The sequence below is a fragment of the Streptomyces sp. NPDC056061 genome, from assembly GCF_042266885.1.
In the GTDB taxonomy this organism is placed as follows: Bacteria; Actinomycetota; Actinomycetes; order Streptomycetales; family Streptomycetaceae; genus Streptomyces.
Window position 1 is genome coordinate 71,661 of sequence record NZ_JBHJWQ010000009.1, and the last position, 15,493, is coordinate 87,153.

The following is a 15,493-nucleotide window of genomic DNA, read 5'->3' on the forward strand; positions in this document are numbered from 1 at the left end:
CCCGTGGCTGGAGGCATCGATGGCATCCGTGTGGGGAGCGTTGCGCAGGCTGGTCCTGGCCCCGTCGCTGGACGAGGTGGGCTTCGCGGGGAGGGGGTTCGACCTCGAACCCACCGACGCGACGCGACGCCTGGAAGCCGTGCCGCAGGCCGTGGTGTGCGGCTTCGAGTGGGGAATTTCCGATCGCGATCTCGCGGCGACGGAGCGGCGGCTGTCCATGGTCGACCAGGAGCTCAGGGGTTTCGCCTACGAGGGCGCGACCATGGCCTGCGTCGTCCGGGACGCGATGGGGCCGCGTGGCGGCGATCGCACCAGGGCGCTGCTGGAGGGCGGCGGCAGGCCGCACATCTTCCTCAACTACATCGGCATCGGCTTCGCCATGGCCCGCCTTCCCCGCCCGCTGTGGAAGAAGGCGCTGCCCGTGCTGACCGATGCCGACCTCTATCCCGCCATGAGCTGGCTGGCCGTCGACGGCTACGGCTTCGACCTCGCCTATTTCCACACCGGACGCTGGGTGGGTGAACAGCGGATTCCGGAGCCCTACGCGTTCGAGGGCGACACCGGGTACTTCCCGCGCGCCGTCGACCAGGGCGTCGGGCGTGCGCTGTGGTTCATCCACGGCGGCGGCACGGACCGGGTCGCCGCGGCGGTGCGTGCCTTCGCCGCGGAGCGGCAGGCCGACCTGTGGAGCGGTGTCGGGCTCGCCGCGACCTTCGCCGGCGGTTCCGCCCCCGCCGGGCTGACGTCCCTGCGCACGGCAAGCGGCCACCACGCCGCGCATCTCGCGCAGGGCTCCGCCTTCGCCGCCAAGGGCCGCCACCGCGCCGGGTTCGTCCCGGAACACACCCGGCAGGCCGCGTACGCCCTCACGGGCCTCGACGTGGAATCGGTGGCACGGCTCGCCGACGACTGTGCCCCCGACGGCGCGGCGACCGGAAACGGCCCGGCCTATGAGACCTGGCGCCGGAATATGCGCGAGCGCTTCTTCGTGAATGCTTCTTCGTGAACGTCGTTTGAGCACAACCGAAGTAGACGCCCCTCCGGGCCGCTTCGCTACCTTCGAAAGCAACTCCCGAGAAATGCGGGGAGATCCTCAAGAGGGGCGGTTGATTGAATGTCCACGACGTTTCGTGTGCTGCGGCGTCGCCTGCTCACGCCGAATATTTCGGCGACAAAACTGGAAGTGCGTGGCTTCTACCGGAAGAATCCCGAGGCCCAGGAACTGCTGGAGACAGTCGGCCGGTCGTTCCTCCGGGGATACGGGTACGCCGTCGAGGCGCGTTCGACCGAGGAGGCCGAGGAGTGGCTCGCCTCGGTGCCCCGCGCCTTCCGCGGGTTCGCCTACGAGGGCGCCGCCATGGGAGCGGTCGTCCTGGACGCGCTGCCGGGCCACAAGGGCCGACTGGCGGGGCTGCTGGCCGGTGAGGGCCGCAACCACATCTACATGATCTACGTCGGCATCGGCTGGGCCCTGGCGCGCCTCCCGAAGTTCCTGTGGCCGGACGTGACCCGGACCGACCCGCTGCTGCGCTGGCTCGTCCTCGACGGATACGGCTTCCACCAGGCGTACTTCCACACCGACCGGTACGTCCACGACACCCGCAGACACCCCTTCAGCTGGGCGAACGGTCCCGAGTCGTACGCGGCGCGCGCCATCGACCAGGGGATCGGACGCGCCCTGTGGTTCGTCGGCGGCACCGACACCGACCGGGTGAGCGACCTGATCGCCGCGTACCCGGCCCACCGTCACGCCGACCTGTACGGGGGCGCCGGGCTCGCCGCCACGTACGCCGGGGGAGCGGACCGCGAGGAACTGGAGCACCTCGCGCAGCGGGCCGGGGAGCACCTCGTCCACCTCGGCCAGGGGGCCGCGTTCGCCGCCGAGGCGCGCGAGAGGGCCGGTCTCACCATCGCCTCCACGCATCTCGCCACCGACGTCCTGTGCGGTACCACCCCGCAGCGGGCCGCCCGGGTCTGCACCGACCTGATGCCCGATCCGAAGGACCGCGGAGACGTTCCCGCCTTCGAGTTCTGGCGGCAGGAGATCGCCGCGGCGATAAGGGATCGACGCGATGGAATCGGTGTCGAGGAAAACGACAACACGCTCACCACGAAAGGTGTCGGTCAGTGAGGGAAAAGAATAATTGGGTGCGCCGCAACGTGCCAGGAATTGTTGCCTTCGCTCTCATGGTGGGCGTTTTTGCGGGAGTTCGGCTGCCCTCCGTCTCCGCCCAGGAAAAGCAGGATGTGGCATCCGATTTCGCTTTCGAGGCGATGTCCATAGCCGCGCCGCCGGGATATCCGGTGCAGACCGTCCGCCAGGTCAACAAGGCATACAAGCACATCGAGGCATGGATCTCCTCGGTCGGTTCGGGCATCGCCATGAACGACATCGACGGCGACGGGCTCGCCGACGACCTGTGCGTCACCGATCCCCGGATCGACCAGGTCTACGTGACCCCCGCCCCGACCCGCCCCGGTCGCTACGAGCCGTTCGTCCTCGATCCGGCGCCGCTGCCCAAGAGCTCCACCATGGCCCCGATGGGCTGCGTACCCGGCGACTTCGACGAGGACGGCACCACCGACCTGCTCGTCTACTACTGGGGCCGCACCCCGGTGCTCTTCCTCGCCGACCGGGCCGCGGGCGGGACCATCGGCGACGGCGCCCGCACGCTGTCGGCCGACTCGTTCACCCCGACCGAGCTGGTACCCAACGGCGGCGGGACCCCGTACGACGGACCGCTGTGGAACTCCAACGCGGCCACCGTGGCGGACTTCGACGGCGACGGCCACGACGACATCTTCATCGGCAACTACTTCCCCGACAGCCCCGTCCTGGACCCGGAGAAGGACGGCGGCGTCACCATGAACGACTCCCTGTCCCACGCCATGAACGGCGGCGGGGGCCACTTCTTCCGCTGGACCAGGAACGGGTACGTGGCCACGGGCGACGACACCCTGCCCGCCGACGTGCGTGGTGGCTGGACCCTGGGCGCCGCCGCCACCGACCTCGACGGCGACCACCTGCCCGAGCTGTTCCTGGCCCACGACTTCGGCACGTCCGGGCTGCTGTACAACAAGTCCCGTCCGGGGAAGATCGAGTTCGCCGAGGTCAAGGCCGTCCACAGCCCGCTGGTGCCCAAGTCCAAGGAAATGGGACGCAGCTCCTTCAAGGGCATGGGCGTCGACTTCGGCGACCTGGACAACGACGGCCTGTACGACATGTTCGTCAGCAACATCACCACGTCGTTCGGCATCCAGGAGAGCAACTTCGCCTTCTTCGACACCGCCGACGACAAGCAGGGCGTGCGCGCCGCGCTGAAGAAGGGCGAGGCGCCCTTCCACGACAAGTCCGCCGACCTCGGCGTCGCCTGGTCCGGCTGGGGCTGGGACACCAAGACCGGCGACTTCGACAACAGCGGCGACCTGCAGATCGTCCAGGCGACCGGCTTCGTCAAGGGCAAGACCAACCGCTGGCCCCAGCTCCAGGAACTGGCGACCTCCAACGACGGGCTCGTCAAGCACCCCGGCGCCTGGCCGCACGTCCGCGAGGGCGACGACCTGGCCGGCAACCAGACCCTGCGCTTCTTCGCCAAGCGTGAGAACGGCAGTTACGTGAACATCTCCGATGAGCTCGGCATGGCCGTTCCCATCCCGACCCGCGGCATCGCCACCGGCGACACCGATGGCGACGGACGGCTCGACATGGCCGTGGCCCGACAGTGGGGCGAGCCCGTCTTCTACCGCAACATCGCCGAGAACCCCGGCCACTACCTCGGGCTGGAGCTCACCCACCCGTCGGGTTCGCCCGTCGTCGACGCCCAGGTCACCGTCACACTGCCCGACGGCAGCACGCGCGTCGGCCGCGTCGACGGCGGCGGCGGGCACTCCGGCAAGCGAAGCTTCGACGTGCACATCGGACTCGGCGACGTCGCCGGGCCGGTGAAGGTCGCGATCAGCTGGCGCGACCGCTCCGGAAACGTACACGACCAGGACATGCGACTGAGTTCCGGCCGGCACTGCCTGGAACTCGGCACCGAGGCCAAGGAGATGAAGTGACCGTGTCCGTACAGCAGGCGGCACAGCCCGCTCCCACCCCCGCCCCCACCGGTGCCACCCCGCCCCGCCACGACCCGAAGGTCGTCACGGCACTGCGCCGGTTCGCCATCTCGATCTCGGTGCTCAACATCTTCGGCTACACCGTGCTGGGCTTCGAACAGCCCTGGCTGTGGCCCTTCATCGCCCTGGTCACCGCCTACGCGCTGGAAACCGCCCTCGAAGCGATCAGCGCCCACTTCGACGGGCGCACCGCCCGCTTCCGCGGCAACGGCAAGCGCGGCCTGATCGAGTTCCTCTACCCCGCGCACATCACCGCCCTTGCCGTGAACATGCTGACCTACGTCAATGACAAGGTGTGGGTCATGGTGTTCGGCGTCATCGTCGCCGTCGGCACCAAATGGGTGCTGCGGGCCCCGGTCCGCGGCCGGATGCGCCACTACATGAACCCGTCGAACTTCGGGATCGCCGTCATCCTCGTCCTCTTCCCGTGGGCGAGCATCGCGCCTCCGTACCACTTCACCGAATACGTCGACGGTCCGGTCGACTGGCTGGTCCCGGCGATCATCCTGACTCTCGGCACCATGCTCAACGCCAAGCTCACCAACCGCATGTGGCTGATCGGCGCCTGGGTGATCGGTTACGCGCTCCAGGCCGTCGTCCGCGGCATCCTCTTCGACACCTCCATTCCCGCGGCCCTCGGCATGATGACCGGCGTGGCGTTCGTGCTGTTCACGAACTACATGGTCACCGACCCGGGCACCTCGCCCTCCAAGCCCTTCGCCCAGGTCGCCTTCGGCGGCGGTGTCGCCGCGGCCTACGGCGTCCTGACCGCCGTCCACATCGCCTACGGCATCTTCTTCGCCACCGCGATCGTCTGCCTCATCCGCGGCGGATACCACTGGGCGGTCCACTTCCAGGCCAAGCGCCACGCCGCCGCACAGCCGCCGGCCGCCGCCGCCCCGGTCCCGGCCGCCGCCGTCCCCGTCGACCGGGACAAGGTCGTGGTCACGGTATGAACAGGATCGCCATCGTCGGCATGGCCTGCCGATACCCCGATGCCACCGGTCCCGCCGAACTCTGGGACAACGCGGTCGCCGGACGGCGCGCCTTCCGCCGCCTGCCCGATGTCCGGATGCGCCTCGACGACTACTGGGACGCCGACCCGGCCGCCCCCGACCGGTTCTACGCGCGCACCGCCGCCGTCCTGGAGGGCTACGCGTTCGACCGGGTCGGGCACCGGATCGCCGGCAGCACCTACCGTTCCACCGACCTCACCCACTGGCTCGCCCTCGACACCGCCGCCCGTGCCCTCGCCGACGCCGGATTCCCGGTCGGCGAGGGGCTGCCCCGGGAACGCACCGGCGTCGTCGTGGGCAACACCCTCACCGGGGAGTTCGCCCGCGCCAACGTCATGCGGCTGCGCTGGCCCTACGTGCGACGGGTGATGGCCGCCGCGCTCCGCGGCCAGGACTGGGACGAGAACCGCGTCGCCGACTTCCTCGCCGACGTGGAGACCGCGTACAAGCGTCCCTTCCCCGACATCGACGAGGACTCCCTCGCCGGCGGCCTGTCCAACACCATCGCGGGCCGCATCTGCAACCACTTCGACCTGAACGGCGGCGGCTACACCGTCGACGGGGCGTGCTCCTCGTCGCTCCTGTCCGTCACCACGGCCGCGACCTCGCTGCTCAACGGCGATCTGGACGTGGCCGTCGCCGGCGGCGTCGACCTGTCCATCGACCCGTTCGAGATCATCGGATTCGCCAAGACGGGTGCCCTCGCACGCTCGGAGATGCGCCTGTACGACCGCGGCTCCAACGGCTTCTGGCCGGGCGAGGGCTGCGGCATGGTCGTCCTGATGCGGGAGGAGGACGCGCACGCCGCCAACCACCGCGTCTACGCGACGATCGCGGGCTGGGGCATCTCCTCCGACGGGCAGGGCGGCATCACCCGGCCCGAGATCGGCGGATACCGCCTCGCCCTGCGCCGCGCCTACGCACGGGCGGGTTTCGGCATCGACACCGTGCCGCTGTTCGAGGGCCACGGCACCGGCACCGCCGTCGGCGACGCCACCGAACTCGGCGCCCTGACCCAGGAGCGGGCGGCCGCGGGGTCCACCGGACGGGCCGCCATCAGCTCCATCAAGGGCATGATCGGGCACACCAAGGCCGCCGCCGGGATCGCCGGGCTCATCAAGGCGGCCATGGCCGTCGACAGCCGGACCCTGCCCCCGGCCATCGGCTGCGTGGACCCGCACGACCTGCTCACCGCGGACGACGCCAACCTGCGCGTGCTGCGCAAGGCCGAGGCATGGCCCGACGCCCCGCGCCGGGCGGGCATCACCGCCATGGGCTTCGGCGGCATCAACACCCACGTCGTCCTCGACGCACCCGCCACCCGGCGGCGCACCGCCCCCGACCGCCGCCTGGCGGGCCTTGCCCACTCGCTCCAGGACAGCGAACTCCTGCTGTTCGACGCACTGAACGCGCAGGAACTGCGCGCCCGCGTGCTGGAGGTTGCCGACTTCGCCGGCCGCGTCTCCTACGCCCAGCTCGCCGACCTCGCAGCCACCCTGCGCGGCGAACTGCGCGGCACCGCCCACCGCGCCGCCGCCGTCGTCACCTCGCCCGAGGACGCCGAACGGCAACTGCGCCGACTCGCCGCGGAACTGGAATCCGGCACCACCGACCACCTCCCCGCCGACGGCCGGATCTTCCTCGGTCACACGACGACCCGCGGCCGGATCGGCTTCCTCTTCCCCGGTCAGGGCTCCGGGCGCACCACCGGCGGCGGCGCGCTCGCCCGCCGCTTCCCCGAGGCGGCCGAGGCGTACACCGCGGCGGCACTGCCCACCGGCGGGGACATGGTCGCCACCGATGTCGCCCAGCCGCGCATCGTCACCGGCTCCACCGCCGGGCTGCGCGCACTGGACCTGCTCGGCATCGAGGCCACCGTCGCCCTGGGCCACAGCCTCGGCGAACTCTCCGCCCTGCACTGGGCCGGATCGTTCGACGAGCGGACCCTGCTGGAGGCCGCCCGGGTACGGGGTGCCGCGATGGCGGAGCACAGCGCCTCGGGCACCATGGCGTCGCTGGCGGCCACCGCGGAGCGGGCCGGGGAACTCGTCGACGGGCTCGCCGTCGTCGTCGCCGGTCACAACGGACCGGCGCAGACCGTCGTCGCCGGTCCGGTGGCCGACATCGAGGAAGCCGGGCGGCGTGCCGAGGCGGCGGGGGCCGGCTTCACCCGCCTCGCGGTCTCGCACGCCTTCCACTCACCGCTGGTCGCTCCCGCCGCGGAGTCCTTCGGCGCCTGGCTCGCCGACGCACCCCTCGTACCGCCGCGCGGCCGGGTCGTCTCCACGGTCACCGGGGCGGAACTCGACGGTTCCACCGATCCGAAGGAGCTGCTGCGCCGTCAGATCACCGCGCCCGTCCTGTTCGACCGGGCCGTCCGGGCCGCCGCCGAGCACGTCGACCTGTTCGTCGAGGTCGGACCGGGACGGGTCCTCACCTCGCTCGCCGCCGCGGTCACCGGGGTTCCCGCCGTCGCGCTGGACACCGACGACGAGTCGCTGCGCGGACTGCTGCGGGTCGTCGCCGCCGCGTTCGTCCTGAACGCACCGGTCGCGCACGAGCGACTCTTCCACGAGCGGCTGATCCGGCCGCTGAAGGTCGGCGAGGAGTTCTCCTTCCTCACCAGCCCGTGCGAGCAGGCGCCCGAGATCGTCCTCCCGGCCGCCCGGCCGGGCACGTCCGCGACCACGTCCGCGAATGGGGCCCCGGACGTCACGGACGCGGGAGCCGCGGACGCGGGGGGCGCGGCCGCCGACACCGCGGCCCCCGACGTCCGGGACGCGAGCGCCCTGGACGTGCTGCGCGCCCTGGTCGCCGAACGCGCCGAGCTGCCCGTCGAGCTCGTCGAGGACGGCACCCACCTCCTCGACGACCTCCACATGAGCTCCATCACCGTCGGGCAGATCGTCAACCAGGCGGCCACCGGCCTCGGTATCGCCGCCTCCCGGATCCCCACCAACTTCGCCACCGCCACGGTCGGCCAACTCGCCGAGACACTTGACGCGTTGACGGAGTCGGGGGAGACCGGGACGGAGACCGGCCTGGTCACCGGTGCGGCGCCGTGGGCCCGCCCCTTCGCCGTGGACCTCGACGAGGTCGCCCCGCCCCCGCTCCCCGCCGCCGACGGCACGGGCGGCACCTGGGAGCTGTACGCGCCCGGTCACGTCCCGCACGCCGAACCGCTGCGCCGGGCGCTGGAATCGGCCGGTACCGGCTCCGGGGTGCTGGTGTGCCTGCCGGACGCCTGCGACCGGACGGACGTCGACACCGCGCTCACGGCGGCCAAGGCGGCCGTGACCGGCGACCGCGACCACAGGTTCGTCCTGGTCCAGCACGGGCGGGGCGCCGCCGGGCTCGCCAAGACCCTCCACCTGGAGGCCCCCCACCTGCGCACCACCGTCGTGAACGCACCGCCCGGGGGCGATCTCGTCGAACGCGTCGTGGCCGAGGTCGCGGCCACCACCCGGTTCAGCGAGGTGCACTACGACGCGCGCGGCGTGCGCCGGATACCCACCCTGCGCGTCCTGCCCGTCGCCCCCGAGCGCACCGACAGCCCGCTGGACGCCTCGGACGTGCTCCTGGTGACGGGCGGCGGCAAGGGCATCTCGGCGGAATGCGCCCTCGCCGTCGCCCTGGACAGCGGGGCGCGACTGGCGGTCCTGGGCCGCTCCGATCCGGCCGCCGACCAGGAACTCGCCGACAACCTCCGGCGGATGGCCGACAGCGGCGTCACCGTGCACTACGCGCGGGCCGACGTCACCGACACCGGCCAGGTCGAGCGCGCCGTCGCCGAACTCACCGGCGCCCTGGGCCCCGTCACCGGCCTGCTGCACGGTGCGGGCCGCAACGACCCCGCCGCCCTGACCGCACTGGACGCCGACGCGCTGCGCCGCACCTTCGCCCCCAAGGTCGACGGACTGCGCAACGTGCTCGACACGCTCGACCCCGCCCGGCTCAAGCTGCTGGTCGCCTTCGGCAGCATCATCGGCCGCGCCGGGCTGCGCGGCGAGGCCCACTACGCCACCGCCAACGAGTGGCTCGCCGACCTCGCCGAGGACGTCGCACGGACCCACCCCCACATCCGGGTGCGCTGCATGGAGTGGTCGGTGTGGTCCGGCGTCGGCATGGGGGAGCGGCTCTCGGTCGTCGAGACCCTGACGCGCGAGGGCATCGTCCCGGTCTCGCCCGACCGCGGCGTGGAGATCCTGCTGCGCCTCATCGGCGACCCGGACGCCCCCGTCGTCACCGTCATCAGCGGGCGCACCGAGGGCATCGGCACCGTCCGGCGCGACCTGCCGCCGCTGCCGCTGCTGCGCTTCCTCGGCAACCCGCTGGTGCGTTACCACGGGGTCGAGCTCGTCACCGAGGTCGAGCTGAACGCCGGCACCGACCCGTACCTCGTCGACCACCTCCTCGACGGCAACCTGCTCCTGCCGGCCGTGCTCGGCCTGGAGGCGATGACCCAGGTCGCCTCCGCGCTGCTCGGCACCGAGGACACGCCCGTCATCGAGGACGCCAGGTTCCTGCGGCCCGTGGTCGTCCCGCCGAACGGCAGCACCCGCATCCGGATCGCCGCGACCGTCACCGCCCCCGGCACCGTCGCCGTCGCCGTCCACGCCGAGGACACCGGATTCGCCGCCGAGCACTTCCGCGCCCGGCTGGTGTTCCCCGGCACCCCCGTCGCCGACGGGGCACCGCACCAGGTCGACGCGGACGTGCCGCCCGCCGCCCTGGACCCGGCGGCGGACCTGTACGGGGACGTCCTGTTCCAGGGCCCCCGCTTCCAGCGCCTGCGCCGCTTCCACCGGGCCGCCGCCCGGCACGTCGACGCGGACGTGGCCGTGCGGGGCGGACCGGGCGACTGGTTCGCCGGGTTCCTCCCCGGCACCCTGCTCCTCGCCGATCCCGGCATGCGCGACGCGCTCATGCACGGCAACCAGGTGTGCGTCCCCGACGCCACGCTGCTGCCGTCCGGGGTGGAGCGCATCCAGCCGCTCGGCGCCCGCGGCGACCTGCCCGGCGAACTGCGCTACAGCGCGGTGGAACGCGGCAGGGACGGCGACACGTACGTGTACGACGTCGTGGTCCGGGACGCCGACGGCACACCGGTCGAGCGCTGGGACGGGCTCGTCCTGCACGCCGTGCGCAAGGGCGACGGGGCGGGGCCGTGGGCGGCACCCCTGCTCGGCCCGTACCTCGAACGCGCGCTGGAGGACGTCACCGGGGCGCACGTGTCCGTCGCCGTGCACCCGCACGGCGAGCAGCCCGCCGGATCGGTCGAGGAACGCCGCGCCCACACCCGGACCGCGGCCGCCCAGGCCGTGGGGGCGCCGGTGACGGTGCGCCACCGGCCCGACGGGCGCCCGGAACTGGACTCCGGGCGCCGACTGTCCGCCTCGCACGGTCTCGGGGTGACGGTGGCCGCCGTCGCGGACACGGCCGTCGCCTGCGACGTCGAGGCGGTCTGCATGCGTTCCGCCGACGACTGGGACGCCCTGCTCGGTGAGCACGCCGCTGCCGCCGCGCTCGTCGCCAAGGAGACCGGCGAGGCGCCCGACACCGCGGCCACCCGGGTGTGGAGCGCGGCCGAATGCCTCCGGAAGGCAGGGATCCTCGCGGGCACCCGGCTGACGGTCGAACCGGGCCGCAAGGACGCGTGGGTGGTCCTCACCGCCGGTGACCTGCGGATCGCGACCTTCGTCACGGCGCTGCGCAACGCGCTGGAGCCTGCCGTCTTCGCGTTCCTGACTCTTCCCGAATCGCAAGACGAAGGGCGGTCCTAGACCATGTCGGAAGACTACTTCGAGTACCAGCACACCGTCGGATTCGAGGACACCAACCTCGTCGGCAATGTGTACTACGTCAACTACCTGCGTTGGCAGGGGCGTTGCCGGGAACTCTTCCTCAAGCAGAAGGCGCCCGGCGTCCTCGCCGACATCCAGCACGACCTGAAGCTGTTCACGCTGAAGGTCGACTGCGAGTTCTTCGCCGAGATCACCGCCTTCGACGAACTCTCCATCCGGATGCGCCTGTCCGAACTCGGCCAGACCCAGCTGGAGTTCACCTTCGACTACGTGAAGGTGAACGGGGACGGGGCCGAGACCCTGGTGGCCCGCGGACGCCAGCGCATCGCCTGCATGCGGGGTCCGAACACGGCCACGGTGCCGTCCCTCATCCCCGCAGACCTGGCCCGCGCCCTGGAGCCCTACGCGACGACCGGGCGGCAGCTGACCGGGCGGCCGGCATGAGCGCCCCGCCCGTCCGCCGGGCCGCGGCCCAGCGCCCGCCCGTGCCGGCCCCGCCCTTTCCGGCGGCGCGGCTCGCTGCGCCGGGGGAGGGGGCGGGGGAGGAGCGGCGACTGCGCCGGGCCTTCGGCTCCTTCCCCACAGGGGTGACGGTGGTGACCGTGGGCGGCGCCGTCCCCCGGGGGATGACCGCCAACTCCTTCACCTCCGTCTCCCTCGACCCTCCCCTCGTCCTGGTCTGCGTCGCCAAGGAGGCGCGGATGCGGGGCAGCCTCGCCGCCGCCCCCGATTTCGCCGTCTCGGTGCTCGGGGCGGACCAGGAGCACGTGGCCCGCCACTTCGCCGACCGGTCCCGGCCGCCGGGCGCCGACCAGTTCGACGCCGTCGACTGGTTCCCCGGCCCGGCGACCGGTGCCCCTGTCCTCACCGGTGCGGTGGCGCACTTCGAGTGCCGTGCCTGGCGCTCCTACGACGGCGGCGACCACACCCTCCACGTCGGCAGGGTGCTGTCCTGGCAGGAGGCCCCGGACCGGGACACCCTGCTGTTCCACCGCGGACGCCTCGGCAGCATCGGGCGGCCCGGCCGGAGCCCGGGAGCTGTCGCATGACCGGCCGGGTGGCGTCGCCGCCGCTGTGGGCCCTGCCCGGACTGCTGCGCAAGCTGGCGGTGGACCGGCTCGGGATGATGCGCGACGCCGCCGAACTCGACGACGTCGTACGGGTGTCCATGGGGCCCAAGAAGATGTTCATCCTCAACCACCCCGACCACGCCAAGCACGTCCTCGCGGACAACAGCGACAACTACCACAAGGGCATCGGCCTCGTGCAGGCCCGGCGCATCCTCGGGGACGGGCTGCTCACCAGCGAGGGCGACATCTGGCGCGCCCGGCGCAGGACGGTCCAGCCCGCGTTCAGGCCCGGCCGGATCGTGGCGCAGGCGGGCGTCGTCGCCGAGGAGGCGGCCGCGCTGGTGGCCACGCTGGCGGCGGCCGAGGGCGGGCCACCCGTCGACGTCCTGCACGAGGTCACCGGCCTCACGCTCGGCGTCCTGGGCCGTAGCCTGCTCGACTCCGACCTCTCCGCGCACGACTCGATCGCGCACGCCTTCGAGGCCGTTCAGGACCGGGCGATGTTCGACATGGTCACGCAGGACCTGGTCCCCGACTGGGTCCCGTTGGCCGGGCGGCGCCGCTTCCGCCGCGCCGAGGCGGAACTCTCCCGCGTCGTCGAGGTCCTCGTCGCCCGGCGCGCGGAACGGATGCGTTCCGAGGGGGAGGGCGACGACGCCCTGTCCCGGATGATCGCGGCGGCGTCGCGCGTCGAGGACCCGCGGGCGGGCCGACAGCAGTTGGAGGAGGAGCTCATCACGCTGCTCCTGGCCGGTCACGAGACGACCGCGAGCACCCTCGGCTGGACGCTGCACCTGCTGGAAGGCCATCCCGGCGTACGGGACCGGGTCCGGGAGGAGGCCCGGCGCGTCCTGGAGGACCGGCCGCCCGACGCGGACGACCTGCACCGGCTCACGTACACCACGCAAGTGGTGCAGGAGGCGATGCGGCTCTATCCGCCGGTGTGGATCCTGCCGAGGATCGCCCGGGCCGACGACGTGGTCGGCGGCCACCCGGTGCCGGCCGGTGCCGATGTGCTCGTCTGCCCGTACACCCTGCACCGGCATCCCCGGCTGTGGGAGCACCCCGAGCGGTTCGACCCGGACCGCTTCGACGTGCAGCGGGTGGCGCGCAGGCCGCGCTACGCGTACATCCCGTTCGGTGCGGGTCCGCGCTTCTGCGTCGGCAGCAACCTCGGGATGATGGAGGCGGTGTTCGTGACCGCGCTGGTCACCCGCGACCTGGACCTGCGGGCCACGCCCGGGTACGCGGCGGTCGCCGAACCCATGATGTCGCTGCGCCTGGGCGGCGGTCTTCCGATGACCGTCGCGCGGGCCCGGTAGGACGTCGCACCGCAGGAAGGGGGGAGGGGGCCGGACACCAGTCCGGCGCCCTCCCCACGTCGGTGTGCGTGCGGTTCGCGGATCCCGCACGGTCCCGGCCCGGTCGGCGCCCGGCACGCCGTTCAGCTGGCGATCGCCGCCAGGGCCGCGGTGCGCATGTCGAGCAGGGCCATGAGGACCGGCGGATCCAGCGCGTCGAGCGGGCGCAGGGTGATGTCCGCGGGCAGCAGGAGCGTGTCGGTGTCCGCGGTGACCGGACCGTAGTGGCCGACGGACACGGCCTGGGCGTCGGCCGTTCCGGAGGGGACGTCCTCGGTCCCGTACGGCACGGAGTGGACCAGGAGGTGCCAGGTGCCCTCGGGGATGTCGCGCAGCTCGAAGGAACCGGGGCCGTCCAGGACCAGGCAGCGGGCGGGCCTGCCCTGCGGAACGGGTTTGGGGAAGAGCCCCACGAAGCAGTAGCCCGGTCTGCGGTCCTGGGCGAGGTGTATGCGCCCGCGCAGGACGGTGCCGGTGGGGGAGGCGGCGTCCAGGGCCTCCAGTTCGGAGGCGAAGCCGCCGAGTTCCCGGAACATGCTGGGGGACACCCCCACACAGGACTTGAAGCGGGAACTGAAGGTGCCGACGCTGCTGTAGCCGACCTGACTGCTGATGTCCGCGACACTGAATTCGGTCTCCATGAGGAGTCGTTTCGCCTCCTGGAGGCGCAGCGCGGAGAGGAAACGGCCCGGAGAGGTGCCGGTGACGTCGCGGAAGATCCGGGTGAAGTGGAACTTGCTGAACATGGCGGTGCGCGCCATGTCGTCGATGGTGATTTCCTGGCCCAGGTTGACGTGCATGTCGTCGATAACCCGGCGTACGGCCCGCTCGATGGAAGTGGTGGTCACCGTGTCTCCTGGTTGATGGATGGTTGTCGATGTCGGGATTCCGAAGTCGATTTCGGTCCCGGGGCGGCGGACCGATCGCTGAACCGTCGTCGGGACAAATCCTCGGCGAACCTTTTCCAGGTGTCGGAACATTGCAGGGCGAGTTCCGCCACCGTGTCGGTGCTGTGGGACGGTACGGCTGCTGCCAGGCTTCGCCAGGCATCGTCCGTCACGAAATGTGTGTGGATCCAGCGGACGAATGCGCGGCCGTTCTCGGAATGCCGGAGCGAGGGGTCGCCGGCGAGTTTGCGCAGTGTCTCGAACGAGGCCCGGGTGCGGGCCGGGTGCACCGGGGGCTCCGGCCTCCGTGGCGAATTCGGTCCGGCCCGGGGCGTGGACGCGGGAGGCGACGCGGAGGCGGTGGAGGGGGCGGAGCCGGTGGAGGGGGCGGTGAGGGCCGGTGCGGTCCGGGGGGCGGAGCGGCGGCCTGCCGGTACCGGGGTCTCGCCGCGCAGCAGTCGCTGACGTACGTCGTGAGCCGTGCCCAGGGACAGCCCGGTCCGGGCGACGACGGTGCGCAGCGGCAGCCCGGGGCTGTTGGTGAGGAGTTCCGCGGCGTGCAGGCGCTCGGCGGTGCGGTCCAGGGGGTGGGCCCTGCCGTCGCTGCCCACGCGCACGTTCACGCGCGGAGAATCCCCGGTTGAACGACGCACCGCCGCCACGGTCTTCGCGTCGAGGCCGACGCACGAGGAGATGGCGCGGTCCGACAGCTTCGGATGGGAGGCGAGGATGCGGACGGCCGCGGCCTTGCGCTCGGTCCCCGACAGCGGCAGGCCGTGCGTCACATTGGCGGCGACCGCCCTGAGGAAGAGTTCCGCCTCGGCCCCGTCGAAATACTGCACGTCGACGGTCTCCCGTCCGAGGATGCCGGCCGCCGCAATCCTGTGCATTCCGTCGATCACCCGTCGGGTGGAGCGGTGGACGAGAATGGGGGGCAGCGTCTCGTATATCTCGCAGAGTCGTTGCACATGGTCGCTGTCCAGGCCGTTGAGGCGCGGTGAATCCGCGGGGAGAAGGCTGTCGACCCTGACCCTGTCGATGAAATGGGCGGGTAACTGAAGGGTTCTGTCGGTGTTTTCCAACGTTCTCCCCCGTGTGTTCAAGGCGGCCTGTCCAGTTGTCCCGAATTCCGCGTCGGAACGTCTGATTGCGCGTTCTCTCTACACGTTCGAAGGAAGCGTACCGGCCGCTCCGTTTCTTCTTGAAACTCTGCGCACACGATGTTTCGACTCCGGT

The 15,493-nt window shown here is 71.9% G+C and carries 10 protein-coding genes; 8 read left to right on the forward strand and 2 right to left on the reverse strand.

All coding sequences use genetic code 11. The features are described 5' to 3' along the window. Positions 1-19: 19 nt before the first annotated feature. From ACFC79_RS16005 to ACFC79_RS16040, 8 genes are all read left to right on the forward strand, one after another. Positions 20-1,006 carry a DUF1702 family protein gene (locus ACFC79_RS16005; protein WP_376240345.1) on the forward strand — a complete coding sequence of 329 codons (987 nt, stop codon included), beginning with the start codon at positions 20-22 and terminating at the stop codon, positions 1,004-1,006. A gap of 108 nt (positions 1,007-1,114) precedes the next feature. Next, the gene (locus tag ACFC79_RS16010; protein ID WP_376240347.1) at positions 1,115-2,131 is read left to right on the forward strand and encodes a DUF1702 family protein; all 1,017 of its coding nucleotides are present in this window, start codon (positions 1,115-1,117) and stop codon (positions 2,129-2,131) included. Positions 2,132-2,187: 56 nt separating this feature from the next. After that, entirely contained in the window at positions 2,188-4,059 is a 1,872-nt protein-coding gene (locus ACFC79_RS16015) for a CRTAC1 family protein (protein ID WP_376240349.1), read from the forward strand. Beyond that, positions 4,056-5,075: an enediyne biosynthesis protein gene (locus ACFC79_RS16020; protein ID WP_376240350.1), complete on the forward strand. Its 1,020-nt coding sequence runs from the start codon at positions 4,056-4,058 to the stop codon at positions 5,073-5,075. Before ACFC79_RS16015 ends, ACFC79_RS16020 begins: the two co-directional genes overlap by 4 nt. Then, positions 5,072-10,918 (forward strand): SDR family NAD(P)-dependent oxidoreductase, encoded by a 5,847-nt coding sequence (locus tag ACFC79_RS16025; protein WP_376240353.1) that lies wholly within the window; start codon positions 5,072-5,074, stop codon positions 10,916-10,918. Before ACFC79_RS16020 ends, ACFC79_RS16025 begins: the two co-directional genes overlap by 4 nt. Before the next feature lie 3 nt (positions 10,919-10,921). Beyond that, positions 10,922-11,383 carry an acyl-CoA thioesterase gene (locus ACFC79_RS16030; protein WP_376240356.1) on the forward strand — a complete coding sequence of 154 codons (462 nt, stop codon included), beginning with the start codon at positions 10,922-10,924 and terminating at the stop codon, positions 11,381-11,383. Further along, positions 11,380-11,988, forward strand: a complete 609-nt coding sequence (locus tag ACFC79_RS16035) for a flavin reductase family protein (RefSeq protein ID WP_376240359.1) — start codon at positions 11,380-11,382, stop codon at positions 11,986-11,988. The genes ACFC79_RS16030 and ACFC79_RS16035 overlap by 4 nt, the downstream gene beginning before the upstream one ends. Then, positions 11,985-13,331, forward strand: a complete 1,347-nt coding sequence (locus tag ACFC79_RS16040; RefSeq protein ID WP_376240362.1) for a cytochrome P450 — start codon at positions 11,985-11,987, stop codon at positions 13,329-13,331. The genes ACFC79_RS16035 and ACFC79_RS16040 overlap by 4 nt, the downstream gene beginning before the upstream one ends. Before the next feature lie 122 nt (positions 13,332-13,453). Here the strand turns inward: ACFC79_RS16040 and ACFC79_RS16045 are convergent, their stop codons facing one another. Together ACFC79_RS16045 and ACFC79_RS16050 are read right to left on the reverse strand one after the other, a co-directional pair. After that, positions 13,454-14,218, reverse strand: a complete 765-nt coding sequence (locus ACFC79_RS16045; protein WP_376240364.1) for a helix-turn-helix transcriptional regulator — start codon at positions 14,216-14,218, stop codon at positions 13,454-13,456. Continuing rightward, positions 14,215-15,339, reverse strand: coding sequence for a transcriptional regulator (locus ACFC79_RS16050; RefSeq protein WP_376240366.1), 1,125 nt, complete (start codon positions 15,337-15,339; stop codon positions 14,215-14,217). Before ACFC79_RS16050 ends, ACFC79_RS16045 begins: the two co-directional genes overlap by 4 nt. Positions 15,340-15,493: the final 154 nt, after the last annotated feature.

Bases quoted from the DNA above. Each gene is read 5' to 3' on its own strand.
- ACFC79_RS16005 (WP_376240345.1), top strand. From the start codon at position 20: ATGGCATCCGTGTGGGGAGCGTTGCGCAGGCTGGTCCTGGCCCCGTCG.
- ACFC79_RS16010 (WP_376240347.1), top strand. From the start codon at position 1,115: ATGTCCACGACGTTTCGTGTGCTGCGGCGTCGCCTGCTCACGCCGAAT.
- ACFC79_RS16015 (WP_376240349.1), top strand. From the start codon at position 2,188: ATGGTGGGCGTTTTTGCGGGAGTTCGGCTGCCCTCCGTCTCCGCCCAG.
- ACFC79_RS16025 (WP_376240353.1), top strand. From the start codon at position 5,072: ATGAACAGGATCGCCATCGTCGGCATGGCCTGCCGATACCCCGATGCC.
- ACFC79_RS16030 (WP_376240356.1), top strand. From the start codon at position 10,922: ATGTCGGAAGACTACTTCGAGTACCAGCACACCGTCGGATTCGAGGAC.
- ACFC79_RS16035 (WP_376240359.1), top strand. From the start codon at position 11,380: ATGAGCGCCCCGCCCGTCCGCCGGGCCGCGGCCCAGCGCCCGCCCGTG.
- ACFC79_RS16040 (WP_376240362.1), top strand. From the start codon at position 11,985: ATGACCGGCCGGGTGGCGTCGCCGCCGCTGTGGGCCCTGCCCGGACTG.